We start from the raw sequence: 17650 nt of genomic DNA, 5'->3' as shown, positions 1-17650 counted from the left end.
AATGATCAAGAAATAATTATAATTATTTCTAAAATCATACCTTTGCACGTTTCAAACTTTTAAAAAGTTCAATCGGAATAAATAGTTATTTCTGTTTTTGAACAACGAATACGAATATATGAGATTACACAGAAATTTATGCTTTGCTACTGTTGATGGTTTATTACAAATCTTTAACGAAGGCATGTATGCAGATAAAGTAGTACAACAATTATTAAAACGAGATAAACGTTGGGGAAGTCGCGACAGAGGTTTTGTTGCAGAAACCACTTACGATATTGTACGTTGGAAACGTTTATACGCAGAAATAGCGGAAGTAAAAGAACCTTTTTCTCGTGATGATGTTTGGCGCTTAGTTGCTGTTTGGGCAACCCTGAAAGGAATAAAGCTTCCAGATTGGAAATATTTTGAAAACACGCCGACAAGAAAAATTAAAGGTCGTTTTGATGAACTTTCCAACATAAGAAAAATTGGTGCTTCTGTACCAGATTGGATGGACGAAATTGCTTCTAAAGAATTAGGAGAAAACGTTTGGACTAAAGAAATATCAGCCTTAAACCTACAAGCGGATGTGATTTTACGCGTCAATACACTAAAAACGACTAAGGAAAAATTACAAGCAGAACTTTTTGACTTAGACATAGAAACCGATACAGTTAACAATCATCCGGATGCTTTAAAACTTAGAGAAAGAGCAAATGTTTTTACAACAGAAGCTTTTCAAAAAGGATTTTTCGAAGTACAAGACGGTTCTTCGCAAAAAGTTGCCGAATTTGTAGATGTACAACCAGGAATGAAAGTTGTAGATACGTGTGCAGGTGCAGGTGGAAAAACACTTCATCTTGCTGCTCTTATGGAAAACAAAGGGCAAATCATTGCAATGGATATTTATGAAAATAAACTAAAAGAACTAAAACGAAGAGCAAAACGTGCAGGTGCACATAATATCGAGTTCCGTGTAATAGATTCTACAAAACCAATTAAAAAATTATACGACAAAGCAGATAGAGTTCTTATTGATGCTCCTTGTTCTGGTTTGGGTGTTTTACGTAGAAATCCAGATGCTAAATGGAAACTACAACCAGAGTTTATTGATAAAATAAAGAAAACACAAGCCGAAATTATAAGGTCCTATTCTAGAATGGTAAAACCAGGCGGAAAATTAGTATACGCTACTTGTTCTATTTTACCTTCTGAGAATCAAGACCAAGTTAAATCGTTTTTAGAATCGGAATCGGGTAAAGACTTTACCTTTGTTAAAGAGAAAAAAATACTAGCACACGAATCTGGTTTCGACGGATTCTATATGGCACTATTAGAAAAGAAAAAATAAATTACAGAATGAAACAATTTTACACCGCATTATTACTATTAGTAACTATTACCGTTTCTGCTCAGGTACCTTCTAATTATTACAACTCAGCAACAGGATCTGGCTATACTTTAAAGACCCAATTAAAACAAATCATTGACAACTCTAATGATGGATTAAGTCCGGAGTATACTTCTATAAATCTTTCTTACAATGATTTATATGGTACTTTTGAATTGTCTGATATCGATATATATTATGAAAATAATGGTACTCTTTTAGACATGTATTCTGAAAACCCATCTGGTGCAGACTCTTATGAATACACCTATGGATCCGCCCAACAAGATGATGGTTTTTCTGGAACATCAGAAGGGCAACGTTTTAATAGAGAACACATTGTACCTCAAAATATTTTTGATGGAGATGCTCCAATGAGACATGACGCTCATTTTGTTGTTCCTTCAGATAAATATGTTAATGGACAAAGAGGAAACTTACCTTTTGGAGTTGTAAACAATGCTACTTTAACAACAAGTAATGGTACTAAAAAAGGAAACAACTTAAACTCTGGTTACTCTGCAGGATACACCAGTACTGTTTTTGAACCTATTGACGAATTTAAAGGAGATATTGCAAGAATGATATTTTACTTCGTTACTAGATACGAAGATCGTTTAACTGGTTTTGGTTCTTTTGACATGTTTGATCGTTCTGCTAGTAAAGCTTTTGATGATACCTTTTTAAATATTCTTTATACTTGGCATTCACAAGACCCAGTATCTCCTAGAGAGATAGATAGAAATAATGCTATATTTGGTAGACAAAATAATAGAAATCCATACATTGATCATCCAGAATATATTTTTGATATTTGGCAAAATGACCTTTCTGTAGATGAGTTTGAAACGGTAAATGCTATTAAAATGTACCCTAATCCATCAAAAGGAAATACGGTGACTATTGCATCTAAAGAAAACCTTTCGGTAGAAGTTTACGATATTCTAGGTAAAAAGATAAAAATGCAAAACATTACTACTAGTCAAAACAAATTAAATATTTCTGGATTATCTAGAGGTGTTTACTTAGTAAAGTTCACTTCATCTAATGGAAGTACCACTAAAAAATTAATTAAGTCTTAAACATTGGACTACAAGATATAACTAAAGCGACACCAATTGGTGTCGCTTTTTTTTGTCTACATAGATTTTATATCTTTAACCAACCTTAAAAAGGTAATAAACATGAAACAAACTATAACTTCTATTATTTTATTTTTAGTATTCACTACTAGCAACGCACAGTACAATGTAAAGTCCGATAAGTATAAAATAGCTTTTACGTCACCAGAAGTATTAGAACAATACGATACCGAAGCAGAAACGGTATTAGGTTACGAAAACAATAACTTTGCCGTAGATATTGAAATAATCCCTATAGAAGAACAGTCTCCCGCTTTTATAAAACATCAAAAATATGGCGCTTATTTAACCGCTAAACTTTTAGGCTTAAAAGATATTAAAGACGGTGCTTTCTTGCCATATATAGAAAGTGCTTTTTATGTAATTGCTTATGATACATTCGAAGAAACAAATACTCCTGTTTATGTTATTGCTTTTATTAACAAAGAACTAGGCCTTACTTATGAAGCAACGATATATTGTTATAATATAGATTTAGAAGCAGGTAAAAAAATAACAAACAGTTTTAAGTTTCTAGAATAAATTCTTTTTCTATCCAACAAAAATTAAGTATGAATTTTACTGAAAAATTCTAACTAAAAAACCTAAATTTGTTTCTTTAAAAACAACACTCAAACCACTATATAATGATTCATTTCTTCGGAAACCAAAACAGTAAACTATTTGCTGTTCAAGCAACAAAAGAATTATCAACCGAAACCATTTCAAAATTGACATGGTTATTTGGCAACCAGTCCAAAATAGAACAAGCATCTTTAGATGCTTTTTTTGTTGGTCCGCGAGCTGCCATGATAACACCTTGGAGTACTAATGCTGTTGAAATTACCCAAAATATGGGAATTACAGATATTATAAGAATAGAAGAATTTATAGCATCTACGGAAGCGTTTGATGCATTCGATCCTATGATTTCTGAAAAATATAAAGGAATCAATCAAGACTCTTTTACCATAAATATTCAGCCAGAAGCTATTCTCAACATTAAAGATATTGCTGCTTATAACAAACAGGAAGGCTTAGCCCTAAATGAGGAAGAAGTTGCTTATTTAGAAGGTGTTTCTAAAAAAATTGGAAGACCACTAACCGATTCGGAAGTATTTGGATTCTCACAAGTCAATTCAGAACACTGTCGTCATAAAATCTTCAACGGAACATTTATCATCGATGGTGAAGAAAAACCAAATTCCCTTTTCAAATTAATTAAAGAAACATCGAAACAATTTCCTAATGATATTGTTTCCGCATATAAAGATAATGTCGCTTTTGTAAAAGGTCCAAGAGTAGAACAATTTGCTCCTAAAACTGCAGATAAACCAGACTTTTATCAAACTACAGATTTCAATTCTGTGATTTCTATTAAAGCAGAAACCCATAATTTCCCAACCACTGTTGAACCTTTTAACGGTGCTGCCACTGGTTCTGGAGGAGAGATTAGAGATCGACTTGCTGGCGGAAAAGGATCGCTTCCATTAGCAGGAACAGCGGTTTACATGACATCCTATTCTCGATTGGAAGAAGCAAGACCTTGGGAACAAAAAATGCAAGAACGTCCTTGGCTATATCAAACGCCAATGGATATTTTAATAAAAGCGAGTAATGGTGCTTCCGATTTTGGAAACAAATTCGGTCAACCACTTATCTGCGGATCTGTTCTAACTTTTGAACATGAAGAAGAAGCACGTAAACTAGGTTTCGATAAAGTCATCATGCAAGCTGGAGGAATTGGATATGGTAAAGCAGAACAAGCTTTAAAAGACACACCAAAAGTTGGAGATAAAATTGTTATTCTTGGTGGTGAAAACTACCGAATAGGAATGGGTGGCGCTGCTGTTTCTAGTGCAGATACTGGAGAATTTGCTTCCGGTATCGAGCTTAACGCAGTACAACGTTCTAATCCAGAAATGCAAAAACGTGCTGCAAACGCCGTTCGTGGAATGGTAGAAAGTGAAGAAAACTTTATTGTTTCTATTCACGATCATGGTGCTGGAGGGCATTTAAATTGTCTTTCAGAACTAGTTGAAGATACTGGTGGAAACATCGATTTAGATAAACTACCTGTTGGAGATCCAACCCTTTCTGCAAAAGAAATTATTGGTAACGAGTCTCAAGAAAGAATGGGATTAGTTATTGCCGAAAAACACGTAGATACACTTCGCAGAATTGCAGAACGCGAGCGCTCGCCAATGTATACCGTTGGAGATGTTACAGGAAATGATAGATTTACTTTTGAATCTAAAACTACTGGTAAAAAACCAATGGATTTAGCTTTAGAGGATATGTTTGGTAGCTCCCCAAAAACAATAATGACAGATAAAACGGTGAACAGAAATTATGATGCTGTTACCTATAATTCAGATAATATATTAAACTACCTGGATCAAGTATTACAATTAGAAGCTGTTGCTTGTAAGGATTGGTTAACAAATAAAGTCGATCGTTGTGTTGGTGGTAAAGTTGCCAAACAACAATGTGCAGGGCCACTACAATTACCACTTAACAATTGTGGTGTGATGGCTTTAGATTATAAAGGAAAAGAAGGAATTGCAACGTCGGTTGGCCACGCTCCTATTTCAGGATTAATTTCTCCGAAAGCTGGAAGTAGAAACGCTATTGCAGAATCTCTTACCAATATAGTTTGGGCGCCTTTAAAAGATGGATTGCAAAGTATTTCATTATCTGCAAACTGGATGTGGCCTTGTAAAAATGAAGGAGAAGACGCTAGACTTTATGAAGCTGTAGAAGCTATTTCAGAATTTGCTATCGACTTAGGAATCAATGTTCCAACAGGAAAAGATTCCCTTTCTATGAAGCAAAAATATCCTACAGAAGATGTTATTTCTCCGGGAACCGTAATTATTTCGGCAGCTGGAAACTGTAACGATATCACTAAAGTGGTAGAGCCTGTTTTTAAGAAAAACGCTGGAAACATTTATTATATTAACATATCTGAAGACAACTATAAATTAGGAGGAAGTTCTTTTGCACAAGTTTTAAACAAAGTAGGAAAAGAAACACCTACCATTAAAGATGCTGCACAATTTAAAAAGACATTCAATACCATTCAGCAATTAATTAAAGACGACAAAATTGTTGCGGGACATGATGTTGCTTCGGGTGGATTAATTACTACTTTATTAGAATTATGTTTTGCAGACACGAATCTTGGTGCGGAATTAGACTTGTCTGATTTAGCGGAAAAAGATTCTATTAAATTACTTTTTTCTGAAAATGCAGGAATTGTTTTTCAATCTTCGGATGCTTCCGTAGAAAAAGTATTAACTGAAGCTGATATTGCATTTTTCAACATAGGAAAAGTTACAGAAAGCGATACATTAAGTATTATTAATAATGCGGAAGTTTTCACATTAACCATTTCTAGATTAAGAGATGTTTGGTACAAGACCTCTTTCCTACTCGACCAAAAACAAACAGCAAACGGTTTAGCACAAGATCGTTTTGATAATTATAAAAAGCAACCTTTACAATATACATTTCCAAAACACTTCACAGGACTTCTCGACTCCGCTCGAAGTGACAAAAAGGATTCAGGTCTTGCGCATTCGAGGCCAAAAGCTGCAATCCTTCGTGAAAAAGGATCGAACTCCGAACGCGAAATGGCAAATGCGATGTATTTAGCTGGTTTTGATGTAAAAGATGTACACATGACCGATTTAATTTCTGGTCGTGAAACCTTAGAGGATATTCAGTTTATTGGTGCCGTTGGAGGTTTCTCTAATTCCGATGTTTTAGGTTCTGCAAAAGGTTGGGCTGGTGCATTTAAATACAACGAAAAAGCAAATACTGCTTTAAAGAATTTCTTTAAAAGAAAAGATACTTTATCTGTTGGTATTTGTAATGGTGCACAACTTTGGATGGAATTAGAATTAGTAAATCCGGAGCACGAAACCCATGGAAAACTAACATATAACGATTCTCATAAACATGAAAGTTCTTTTACTTCAGTAGCTATTCAAAAGAATAATTCGGTAATGCTATCTTCTTTAGAAGGAAGTAAATTGGGTGTTTGGATTTCTCATGGCGAAGGAAAATTTAATCTTCCGCTTAACGAAAACCAATACAACATTGTTGCAAAATATGGATATGAAGAATATCCGCATAACCCAAATGGATCCGATTTTAACACGGCAATGCTTTGTGATAAAACAGGAAGACATTTAGTAACGATGCCACATATTGAGCGTTCTACTTTTCAATGGAACTGGGCGAATTACCCAGAAAACAGAAAGGACGAAGTTTCGCCTTGGCTAGAAGCATTTATAAATGCTAAAAATTGGATTGAAAACAAATAAAAGTTTGTTCTTATGATATCATAAAGCGGTTTAAGAAATTTATCTTAAATCGCTTTTTTTGTTTCCGTTCTTCAAAACAAACAGTTTCTCATTTATTTTTATTCTTCCTTTTCTTTTTAGATCGCATTTGATTTCTAAGTTGAAAAAAACCATTGCTTAACGTTCCCTTTTTCTTCAAAATAGGAATACTTAAAGTCACTAAAAGCGCGATACATGCCGCAGATCCCAATCCGCCACCAAACCCCTGAAAATAAGTACTTGTATTTAAAAAAATAAGAGTGAATACTATTCCTGAAATACCAATTAAAAAATAATTAGACAATACTTTAGAAGAAACCATACCTATAAAGGAAGCACCGAAACAAACTAATGGTAAATTTGTAGTTAAATAAGGAGATAGTAATTTAGGAAATACTAAAACAAAGATACCAACAAAAACACCAACTAAAGCAGATGCCCTTACAGCACCTTGTTTATAGTTCACTTGTAAAACAAAAGTGAGTATAGAAGAAAAACCTCCTGCCAAAAGCAATATAAAATGTGCTATATCCATTGCGAAATAAAAAATGTAATAAAAAATGCAAGTGTAACACCTCCAAAAGCTAAAGTTCCTAATTTACCACCAACGCCATGAAAGGCATCTTTAGTTCCAACTAAAAGTAGACCAGTAATCGTACTTGCCAGCGTAATAAATATATAATCTGGAGCAACACTAACATTTGTCATACCAACAAAAGCACCACAATAAACAGCGGTGGGCATACCTTGAATAAAAGTATTCTTTTTAAAAAAACCTGGTATAAAACTAACGCCGAGACCTACCAAACCTGCCGACAGCACACTACTCAAACCAAAAGAAACAGATAAAATATACGTTATAATAGCTCCAAAAAACACAAACGCAATGGTTAACACATGTTCTAGACTATGGTTTCCTGCGCTTAAAGGTGTCTTTTTGTACGTAACGAGGAGTAATATTAATGCCAAGAGAACAAATGCGGAAATAAAAATATTATTCTGTTTTTCAAATAAAATGGCGGCTAAAAAGCCTAAGTGACATACTATTATTAAAATAAAAGAAAGCTTCTTTACATGCTTTTTAATCATAATCTGTATTTAAAAAACTTCAAAAATACGTAATATTACTGTTTTGGCTTTCTTATTAATTACTTAAAAGTATAATTTAAAAAGGAACTATCACAACTGAAAGTTCTTTTGCTTCCGTTAGAAATCATCATACTAATTCGGTAATGTTATCAAAGCGACAAGGCGCTAATTTAGGCGTTTGGATTTCTCATGCATAGTAAAATGTAATCTTCCGCTTGACGCAAACGAATACTATATAATTACTTACTATAACGTTTAATATTAACTATTAAATAGAAAAGAAGCCGTTTTTACAGGATTAAAATACGTGTAAAGAACTAAAAAGTACAGTAATAAAAAATAGCCTATCTTTTATGTAGAAAAAAAACTATAATTTCGATATTTTACAAGGACACCTAATTAAATATAACTAATTTCGCAAAACCAACATTTCCTAACTTGCTTTTTAAGCAAAAAATGTTTTACATACTTACCATAAATATATAACTCTAAAAATCAAAGTTTTCGTTAAAAAAACATTTAATAATTAAGCAGCTTAGAATCCATTAAATGCAACTAACATATTTTGAAAACGAGAAGACTTCTCCTTTGGTTGATCAATATTTTGAACTTCTATTTGGAAAAGATGCAATACCATTTCAATCCACCATTTTACCAAGTGGCAATTCTATCATCACGTATATTTTTACACCTGGGCAAAAAGCCATTGTAAAAAATAAAGAAATACCACTAAATAAATTAACTTTAAGTGGCTTGTTCTATCAATCTTACAAATTAGCGGTTAATGAATTAGGCACATCCTTTGGTATTACTTTACACCCAACCGCATTGCATAAAATTTTGAATATTGATGTTTATCAAATCAAGAATAAACATATTCCACTACATGAAATAAGTGTCGATTTTTCTAAAAAGCTAAATAACATATTTCAAGATTACAAAACACCAAAAAAAGCAGTACATGAAATAGAAGTACTGTTGAACGAATCTCCTTTAACCATCAATCAAAATACCATACTTATAGATAAAGCCATTGATTTAATACGAGATAGTGAAGGCTTAATTCCTATAGATAAAATTTTATTTGAAACGAACATATCCCAAAAAACATTAGAAACGCAATTCAAAAAAATTGTAGGTATTACTCCAGGAAAATATATTCGCTCCTATAGATTTATAAAACTTTTAAAAAAGTATGAAAATAATGAGATTGATTTAAAAGACCTTATTTACATGTATAATTATTATGATTCTTCACATTTTAATAAAGATTTTAAATTATTTATGAATGAATCACCTACTTCCTTTTTTAAAAAGGAGAATGATTTAATAAAAAAAGTTCTTAAAAATTAAAGTTTACGGTTAAATACAACGTATTTAAGTCCATGTTTTCTACATTTATATGGAATAAGCGTATCATTCTAATTTTCTATTTTAGTTAGTTATTTAGGGATTCTATAATTTTTTATTACGAATGATAAACAATAGCTATTCTATCAGTCCATTTTTTAAGGAACTATAATTTTTTATAGTTCCTTTTTGATTTAGTTATTTGAAAACAATTATTAATTTCATACTTTGCAATCCTTCTAACTAAATTTTTCTAATGACAAAGATTACTAGACTTTTTGATTTTCCGCATTATCAACTTGAGAAATACAATTTAGATGCTGCATTAGTAACTAAAAAAGATGGCAAGTGGATAGCAACATCTACCAAAGAATATGTAGATAAAGCGAATGCAATTAGTAGGGCTTTGTTAAAAATGGGAATTCAGAAAAATGATAAAATCGCATTAATTTCTACCACAAATAGAACCGAATGGAATATCATGGATATTGGTATTCTGCAAACAGGAGCCCAAAACATTCCTATTTATCCAACTATTTCTGCTGAAGATTATGAATATGTATTAAACCATAGTGAAGCAATCTACTGTTTTGTATCGGATGCCGATGTCTTAGAAAAAGTACGTAAAGTACAAGCAAACACAAAACTAAAAGAAGTGTACTCCTTTGATGATATAGAAGGATGTAAACATTTTTCCGAATTATTAGAGCTAGGTGAAGATGAAAGTAATCAAAGCGAAGTACAAGCTAGAAAAGACGCGGTACTATCTTCTGATTTAGCAACCATTATATATACTTCAGGTACCACAGGAAAACCTAAAGGTGTGATGCTTTCACATAATAATATCACGAGTAACGCTTTAGATGCTTCCGATCGATTACCTTTTGCAACTGGTGAAGAAACTAGAATCTTAAGTTTTTTACCTATTTGCCATGTCTTTGAACGCGTACTAATTTACTTGTATCAATATGCAGGGGCTACCATATACTTTGCAGAAGGAATAGATAAAATTGGCGAAAATGCTAAAGAAGTCAAACCTAACCTAATGAGTGTTGTGCCACGATTACTAGAAAAAGTGTACGATAAGATTATTGCTAAAGCCGATGATTTATCGGGTATAAAAAAAGCATTATTCTTTTGGGCAGTTCGTTTGGGTGAAAAATGGGAACCTTATGGCGCAAATGGTGCTTGGTACGAATTTCAATTAAAAATTGCGAACAAACTTATATTTAGTAAGTGGAGAGAAGCACTTGGAAGCGAATTACATACCATGGTTTCTGGTAGTGCAGCTTTACAAACAAGATTAACGAGAGTGTTTTCGGCTGCTGGAATGAAAGTAATGCAAGGTTACGGACTTACAGAAACTTCGCCTGTTGTTTCCGTAGAAATGTATGCCAACCATCATTTTAGAGTAGGTACCGTAGGGAAACCAATTAAAAATGTAGAAGTAAAAATTGCCGAAGATGGCGAAATACTAGTAAAAGGACCTAACGTTATGATGGGGTATTATAAAGACCCAGAAAAAACAAAGGAAGTAATGACTGGAGACTTTTTTCATACTGGAGATAAAGGAGAATTGGATGCGGATGGTTTTCTTAAAATTACAGGTAGAAAGAAAGAAATGTTTAAAACCTCGGGTGGTAAATATGTAATTCCACCACTTGTAGAAAACGAAATGAAACAATCCCTTTTCATAGAACAAATCATGGTTGTTGGTGAAGGCGAAAAAATGCCAGGAGCTATAATTCAACCTAATTTTGATTACATTCGAGATTGGATAGATTATAAAAAATTGAATATCGGTAAATCGGATGCAGACATCGCCACTTCTCAAGAGGTAATTGATCGTATCCAAGAAGAAATAACGAAATACAATCTACATTTTGGAAAATGGGAGCAAATAAAACGCTTTGAGCTTACACCAGAAGTTTGGTCTATCGATTCCGGACACCTTACTCCTACCATGAAAATGAAACGAATTGTAATTAAAAAGATGTATCAAGATCTTTACGATAAAATTTACCGATAAATACCAAAAAGCTCCTATCTTATGGGAGCTTTTTAATTTCTACACAATATTTTTCAAATTTATTATGCACGCATAGTATATTTTTGTATATTTGGGAATCTAAAATTTCTAAATGAAAGATGCAACAATAGATTATGTGTTAAGAACCACATGGTTAGCTGTAACCAAAATGTATAATGAAGAAGCTTCAAAGTTTGACAGTACAATGGCTACAGGTTTTGCTTTATTAAGTATAGATCCAGAACACGGAACACCTTCAACATCTTTAGGTCCAAAAATGGGAATGGAAGCAACAAGCTTATCACGGACCTTAAAAAACATGGAGGAAAGAGGTTTAATAGAACGTAAACCGAATCCCGAAGATGGTCGTGGTGTACTCATTTTCTTAACCGAGTTCGGCAGAAAAAAAAGAAACTACTCTAAAGAAAAAGTACTAACCTTTAATGAAACCATTAAAGCAAACGTAGCTGCAGAAGAATTAGAAAGTTTTCATAAAGTAGCAGAAATCATTAACAACATGATTTCAAACAAAAAAATATACAACAAAAAAGAACATACCTTAAAATAACATGAGCAAACGTAGAATTAAAAAAGTTGCGATTATTGGTTCCGGAATTATGGGATCGGGTATCGCATGTCACTTCGCCAATATTGGTGTAGATGTATTATTATTAGACATTGTTCCTAGAGAACTAAACGACAAAGAAAAAGCTAAAGGGTTAACCTTAGAAGACAAAGTCGTAAGAAACAGATTAGTAAATGATGCTTTAACCGCATCTTTAAAATCGAAACCCTCTCCAATTTATAGTCAAGCTTTTGCTAGTCGAATTACGACAGGTAATTTAGAAGACGATATTGCTAAAGTGGCAGATGTAGATTGGATCATGGAAGTTGTAGTAGAAAGACTAGACATTAAAAAAATAGTTTTTGAAAAACTAGAAAAATATAGAACTCCAGGAACGTTAATAACATCGAACACTTCTGGAATTCCAATAAAATTCATGAATGAAGGAAGAAGTGAAGATTTCCAAAAGCATTTCTGCGGAACACACTTTTTTAATCCAGCGCGTTACTTAAAATTATTCGAAATCATTCCTGGACCAAAAACAGATCCTTCCGTTTTAGAGTTTTTAAATGAATATGGTGAAAAATTCTTAGGAAAAACTTCAGTAGTCGCTAAAGACACGCCTGCTTTCATAGGAAACAGAATTGGTATTTTCAGCATTCAAAGTTTATTTCACGCAGTTAAAGAATTAGATTTAACGGTGGAAGAAGTGGATAAATTATCTGGGCCAGTTATTGGTCGTCCTAAATCGGCAACCTTCCGTACAGTAGATGTTGTAGGTTTAGATACTTTAGTACACGTTGCAAATGGGATTCATGAAAACTGTCCTAATGATGAGCGTTTAGAATTGTTTGAATTACCAGATTTCATCCAGACCATGATGGAAAATAAATGGTTAGGAAGCAAAACCGGACAGGGTTTTTATAAATTAGAAAGACATGCAGATGGTTCTAAAGATATTTTAACTTTAGACTTAAACACTTTAGAATATAGAGCAAACAAACGTGCCAAATTTGCAACTTTAGAATTAACGAAAACGATTGACAAGGTTGTGGATCGTTTTAAAGTATTAGTAAAAGGAAAAGATAAAGCTGGTGAATTTTATAGAAAAAGCTTTACGGCATTATTCGCTTACGTATCTAACAGAATTCCAGAAATTTCAGACGAGCTTTACAAGATTGATGATGCAATGAAAGCTGGTTTTGGTTGGGAACATGGACCTTTTCAAATTTGGGATGCTATTGGTGTAGAAAAAGGAATTGAATTAATGAAAGCGGAAGGTTTAGAACCTGCTGCTTGGGTAAATGAGATGGTTGCTTCTGGTAACACTTCCTTTTATTCCGTAAAGGAAGGTTCTTCATATTTCTATGATATTCCAACAAAATCACAAACTAAAATTCCTGGTCAAGATTCATTTATAATCTTAGATAATATCAGAAAAACAAACGAAGTGTTTAAAAACTCAGGAGTTGTTATTGAAGATATAGGAGACGGAATCCTTAATGTAGAATTCCAATCTAAAATGAACACGATTGGTGGAGACGTTTTAGCAGGATTAAATAAAGCTATTGATTTAGCCGAAAAAGATTTTGCTGGTTTAGTAGTTGGTAACCAAGCGGCAAACTTCTCTGTTGGTGCAAACATTGGAATGATTTTCATGATGGCTGCAGAGCAAGAGTATGACGAGCTTAATATGGCTATCAAATACTTCCAAGATACGATGATGCGTATGCGTTATTCTTCTATCCCAACTATTTCTGCTCCTCACGGAATGGCTTTAGGTGGTGGTTGTGAATTATCGCTACACGCAGATAAAGTAGTTGCGGCAGCAGAAACATACATGGGACTTGTAGAGTTTGGTGTTGGTGTGATTCCTGGTGGTGGAGGTTCTAAAGAAATGGCTTTAAGAGCACAAGACCTTTTCCATAAAGGGGATGTACAATTAAATGTGTTACAAGAGCATTTCTTAACTATTGCTATGGCTAAAGTATCGACTTCGGCTTATGAAGCTTTTGATGCTAATCTTTTACAAAAAGGAAAAGATATTGTTGTAGTTAATAAAGATCGTCAGATAGCAGTAGCAAAACAACACGCTGTATTAATGGCGGATGCTGGTTACACACAACCTGTAAAAAGAAATGATATTTTAGTTCTTGGTAAACAAGCACTAGGTATGTTTTTAGTAGGAACAGATTCTATGGAAGACAGTCGTTACATTTCTGAGCATGATATGAAAATTGCTAATAAATTAGCTTACGTTATGGCTGGTGGAGATTTATCGGAACCAACTAAAGTAACAGAACAATATTTATTGGATTTAGAGCGTGAGGCTTTCTTAAGTTTATGTACAGAACGTAAAACTTTAGAACGTATTCAACACATGTTAACCAAAGGGAAACCGTTACGTAATTAAAAATTACTAAGCGATTAGCCTTTAGCCTTTCGCTATTGGCAATTATAATGTATAATTTATAGACGCTAGAAGCCAAAAGCTAATAGCCAAAAGCACAAAAGATGAAAACAGCATATATAGTAAAAGCATATAGAACCGCAGTTGGTAAAGCTCCAAAAGGCGTGTTCCGTTTTAAAAGAACAGATGAATTAGCAGCAGAAACCATCAAGTATATGATGAAGGAGCTTCCTAATTTAGACCCAAAGCGTATTGACGATGTTATTGTTGGTAACGCAATGCCAGAAGGTTCTCAAGGATTAAATATGGCACGTTTAATCTCTTTAATGGGATTAGATATTGTAGATGTCCCTGGTGTAACTGTCAACCGTTTTTGCTCTTCTGGAGTAGAAACTATTGGTATGGCAACTGCAAAAATACAAGCCGGAATGGCAGATTGTATTATTGCTGGTGGAGCAGAAAGCATGAGTAGCGTTCCAATGACTGGTTTTAAACCAGAATTGAATTACGACATCGTAAAATCTGGTCATGAAGATTATTATTGGGGAATGGGAAATACTGCAGAAGCGGTTGCAAAACAGTTTAAAGTATCTCGTGAAGACCAAGATGAATTTGCATACCATTCGCATATGAAAGCATTAAGAGCGCAAGCTGAAAATCGTTTTCAAGATCAAATTGTACCTATTGAAGTGGAACAAACATATGTCGATGCCAACGGAAAAAAAGCAACAAAATCATATATTGTAACTAAAGATGAAGGACCTCGCGCAGGAACGAGCAAAGAAGCTTTAGCAAAACTAAGAGCAGTATTTGCTGCTGGTGGAAGTGTTACTGCTGGTAACTCATCACAAATGAGTGATGGTGCTGCTTTTGTAATGGTAATGAGTGAAGACATGGTGAAAGAACTAGGTTTAGAACCAATTGCAAGAATGGTAAACTATGCTGCAGCAGGTGTAGAACCTCGTATCATGGGAATCGGACCAGTAAAAGCAATTCCGAAAGCATTAAAACAAGCGGGGTTAAAACAAGATGATTTATCTTTAATTGAGTTAAACGAAGCTTTTGCTTCGCAATCTTTAGCTGTAATTAGAGAATTAGGTCTTAACCCAGATATTATTAACGTAAACGGTGGTGCAATAGCACTTGGTCATCCATTAGGATGTACTGGAGCAAAATTATCGGTACAACTTTTTGATGAAATGCGTAAGCGCGACATGAAAGGGAAATATGGAGCAGTAACTATGTGTGTTGGTACTGGTCAAGGTGCTTGTGGGATATTTGAATTCCTTAATTAATACAAAACGTAATTTCTGTCCGGTCGAACGCAGTCGAGACCTTATTAATCGGATAGTTTCAAAAATAGTTCTCGACTGCGCTCGAACAGACAATTATAAATACAAAAAATGATTTCAAGCTTCAAATCTGGACTTAAGCTGTCTTGATTCTCGGTTCTAGAAATCTTAAAATCTAATAAAAAAATGGCAACAGAAGAAAAAGAATTATTAAGAGGTGGTCAATTCCTTGTAAAGGAAACAAAATGTGAAGATGTGTTTACTCCTGAAGATTTTTCAGAAGAACAAACCATGATGAAAGAATCTGTAATGGAATTTAATGATCGTGAAATCATTCCTCATAAAGCACGTTTTGAAGCTAAAGACTTTGCCTTAACAGAAGAGGTTATGCGTAAAGCTGGTGACATGGGCTTTTTAAGTGTTGCAGTACCTGAAGCTTACGGCGGAATGGGAATGGGATTTGTTTCTACGGTTTTAACCTGTGATTACATTTCTTCTGGAACTGGTTCCTTTAGTACTGCTTTTGGTGCACATACAGGAATTGGTACTATGCCGATTACACTTTATGGTACAGAAGAACAAAAACAAAAATACGTACCTAAATTAGCTTCTGGTGAATGGTTTGGAGCATATTGCTTAACAGAACCTGGCGCTGGATCAGATGCTAATTCTGGTAAAACAACTGCAGAACTTTCTGCAGATGGAAAGTCTTATAAAATTAACGGACAAAAAATGTGGATCTCCAATGCAGGATTCTGTAGTTTGATGATTGTTTTTGCTCGTATTGAAGACGATAAAAATATTACTGGATTCATCGTAGAATATGATGGAAAAAATCCAAACGGAATTACTTTAGGTGAAGAAGAACACAAATTAGGTATTCGTGCTTCTTCTACGCGTCAAGTATTTTTTAATGATACTGTTGTTCCTGTAGAAAATATGCTTGCTGGTCGTGGTGAAGGTTTTAAAATCGCTATGAACGCACTTAATGTTGGACGTATTAAATTAGCTGCTGCTTGTTTAGATTCGCAACGTCGTGTAATATCGATAGCTGTAAATTATGCCAACGAGCGTAAACAATTTAAAACAAGAATTTCCGATTTTGGTGCTATTAAAACCAAAATAGCAGAAATGGCTGCTAGTGCTTATGCTGGTGAATCTGCAACATACAGAGCTGCTAAAAATATTGAAGACAGAATCAATATGCGTGAAGCTGCCGGAAATACACATCAAGAAGCAGAACTTAAAGGTGTTGAAGAATATGCTATTGAATGTTCTATTTTAAAAGTTGCCGTATCTGAAGATGTACAAAATTGTGCGGATGAAGGTATCCAAATTTTTGGAGGAATGGGATTCTCTGAAGAAACGCCTATGGAGTCTGCTTGGAGAGATGCTAGAATTGCTCGTATTTATGAAGGTACTAACGAAATTAACAGAATGTTATCTGTTGGTATGCTTGTTAAAAAAGCAATGAAAGGTCATGTAGATTTATTAGGTCCTGCTTCTAAAGTACAAGAAGAACTAATGGGTATACCTTCTTTTGACACTCCGGATTACTCTGAGTTATTTGCGGAAGAAAAAATAATGATAGCAAAACTTAAGAAGACTTTCTTAATGGTTGCTGGTGGAGCTGTTCAAAAATACGGACAAAACTTAGAAGATCACCAACAGTTATTAATTGCAGCTGCAGATATCTTAATTGAAATCTATATGGCAGAATCTGCAATTTTAAGAACAGAGAAAAATGTAAAACGTACTAGCGAAAAAGAGCAATCTGCTCAAATCGCAATGGCGAAATTATATTTATATCACGCGGTAGATATCGTAGAAGAAAAAGGAAAAGAAAGTATTATTTCTTTTGCTGAAGGAGACGAACAACGTATGATGTTAATGGGTCTTAAACGTTTTACAAAATATGCTAACTATCCAGATATCGTAGATTTACGTATCGAGATTGCTGAAAAAGTAAAAGCAGAAAATAAATACTGCTTCTAACTTTACCTTTAATTAGATTTAAAAAAGCTGTTTCAGAAATGAAACAGCTTTTTTATTTTAGTACTTTAGGTGAAAATT

At 33.8% G+C, this 17650-nt stretch carries 12 protein-coding genes; 10 read left to right on the top strand and 2 right to left on the bottom strand.

Annotated elements, in window-relative coordinates:
- Window positions 1–118 precede the first annotated feature (118 nt).
- The 4 genes from ACVCZW_RS06810 (at window position 119) to purL (ending at window position 6824) form a co-directional block, all read left to right on the top strand.
- The gene (locus tag ACVCZW_RS06810; RefSeq protein ID WP_452229397.1) at window positions 119–1333 is read left to right on the top strand and encodes an RsmB/NOP family class I SAM-dependent RNA methyltransferase; all 1215 of its coding nucleotides are present in this window, start codon (window positions 119–121) and stop codon (window positions 1331–1333) included.
- 8 nt (window positions 1334–1341) lie between these two features.
- Entirely contained in the window at window positions 1342–2454 is a 1113-nt protein-coding gene (locus ACVCZW_RS06805; RefSeq protein ID WP_452231997.1) for an endonuclease, read from the top strand.
- A gap of 102 nt (window positions 2455–2556) precedes the next feature.
- A complete protein-coding gene (locus tag ACVCZW_RS06800) occupies window positions 2557–3036 on the top strand; it encodes a hypothetical protein (RefSeq protein ID WP_452229395.1) in 480 nt (159 codons plus the stop codon).
- 104 nt (window positions 3037–3140) lie between these two features.
- A complete protein-coding gene (purL, locus tag ACVCZW_RS06795) occupies window positions 3141–6824 on the top strand; it encodes a phosphoribosylformylglycinamidine synthase (protein ID WP_452231996.1) in 3684 nt (1227 codons plus the stop codon).
- Window positions 6825–6912: 88 nt separating this feature from the next.
- Here purL and ACVCZW_RS06790 read toward each other — a convergent pair whose 3' ends face one another.
- Both ACVCZW_RS06790 and ACVCZW_RS06785 read right to left on the bottom strand, forming a co-directional pair.
- Window positions 6913–7377 carry a hypothetical protein gene (locus ACVCZW_RS06790; RefSeq protein WP_452231995.1) on the bottom strand — a complete coding sequence of 155 codons (465 nt, stop codon included), beginning with the start codon at window positions 7375–7377 and terminating at the stop codon, window positions 6913–6915.
- Window positions 7368–7931: a hypothetical protein gene (locus ACVCZW_RS06785; protein ID WP_452229392.1), complete on the bottom strand. Its 564-nt coding sequence runs from the start codon at window positions 7929–7931 to the stop codon at window positions 7368–7370. Before ACVCZW_RS06785 ends, ACVCZW_RS06790 begins: the two co-directional genes overlap by 10 nt.
- A gap of 549 nt (window positions 7932–8480) precedes the next feature.
- Between ACVCZW_RS06785 and ACVCZW_RS06780 the strand changes: the two genes are divergently transcribed.
- From ACVCZW_RS06780 to ACVCZW_RS06755, 6 genes are all read left to right on the top strand, one after another.
- On the top strand, window positions 8481–9284 hold the full coding sequence (locus ACVCZW_RS06780) for a helix-turn-helix domain-containing protein (protein ID WP_452229391.1): 804 nt from the start codon (window positions 8481–8483) through the stop codon (window positions 9282–9284).
- 253 nt (window positions 9285–9537) lie between these two features.
- Window positions 9538–11310: an AMP-dependent synthetase/ligase gene (locus ACVCZW_RS06775; RefSeq protein WP_452229390.1), complete on the top strand. Its 1773-nt coding sequence runs from the start codon at window positions 9538–9540 to the stop codon at window positions 11308–11310.
- Between the two features lie 112 nt (window positions 11311–11422).
- Window positions 11423–11878 carry a MarR family winged helix-turn-helix transcriptional regulator gene (locus ACVCZW_RS06770; protein ID WP_452229389.1) on the top strand — a complete coding sequence of 152 codons (456 nt, stop codon included), beginning with the start codon at window positions 11423–11425 and terminating at the stop codon, window positions 11876–11878.
- Window position 11879: 1 nt separating this feature from the next.
- On the top strand, window positions 11880–14288 hold the full coding sequence (locus ACVCZW_RS06765; RefSeq protein WP_452229388.1) for a 3-hydroxyacyl-CoA dehydrogenase NAD-binding domain-containing protein: 2409 nt from the start codon (window positions 11880–11882) through the stop codon (window positions 14286–14288).
- Between the two features lie 101 nt (window positions 14289–14389).
- Window positions 14390–15580: an acetyl-CoA C-acyltransferase gene (locus tag ACVCZW_RS06760; RefSeq protein ID WP_452229387.1), complete on the top strand. Its 1191-nt coding sequence runs from the start codon at window positions 14390–14392 to the stop codon at window positions 15578–15580.
- A 183-nt stretch (window positions 15581–15763) separates the two neighbouring features.
- On the top strand, window positions 15764–17572 hold the full coding sequence (locus ACVCZW_RS06755; RefSeq protein ID WP_452229386.1) for an acyl-CoA dehydrogenase family protein: 1809 nt from the start codon (window positions 15764–15766) through the stop codon (window positions 17570–17572).
- The last annotated feature ends 78 nt before the right edge of the window (window positions 17573–17650 follow it).

This window comes from Lacinutrix sp. MEBiC02595 (assembly GCF_053601555.1).
This window is presented reverse-complemented; position numbering and strand designations above follow the sequence as displayed.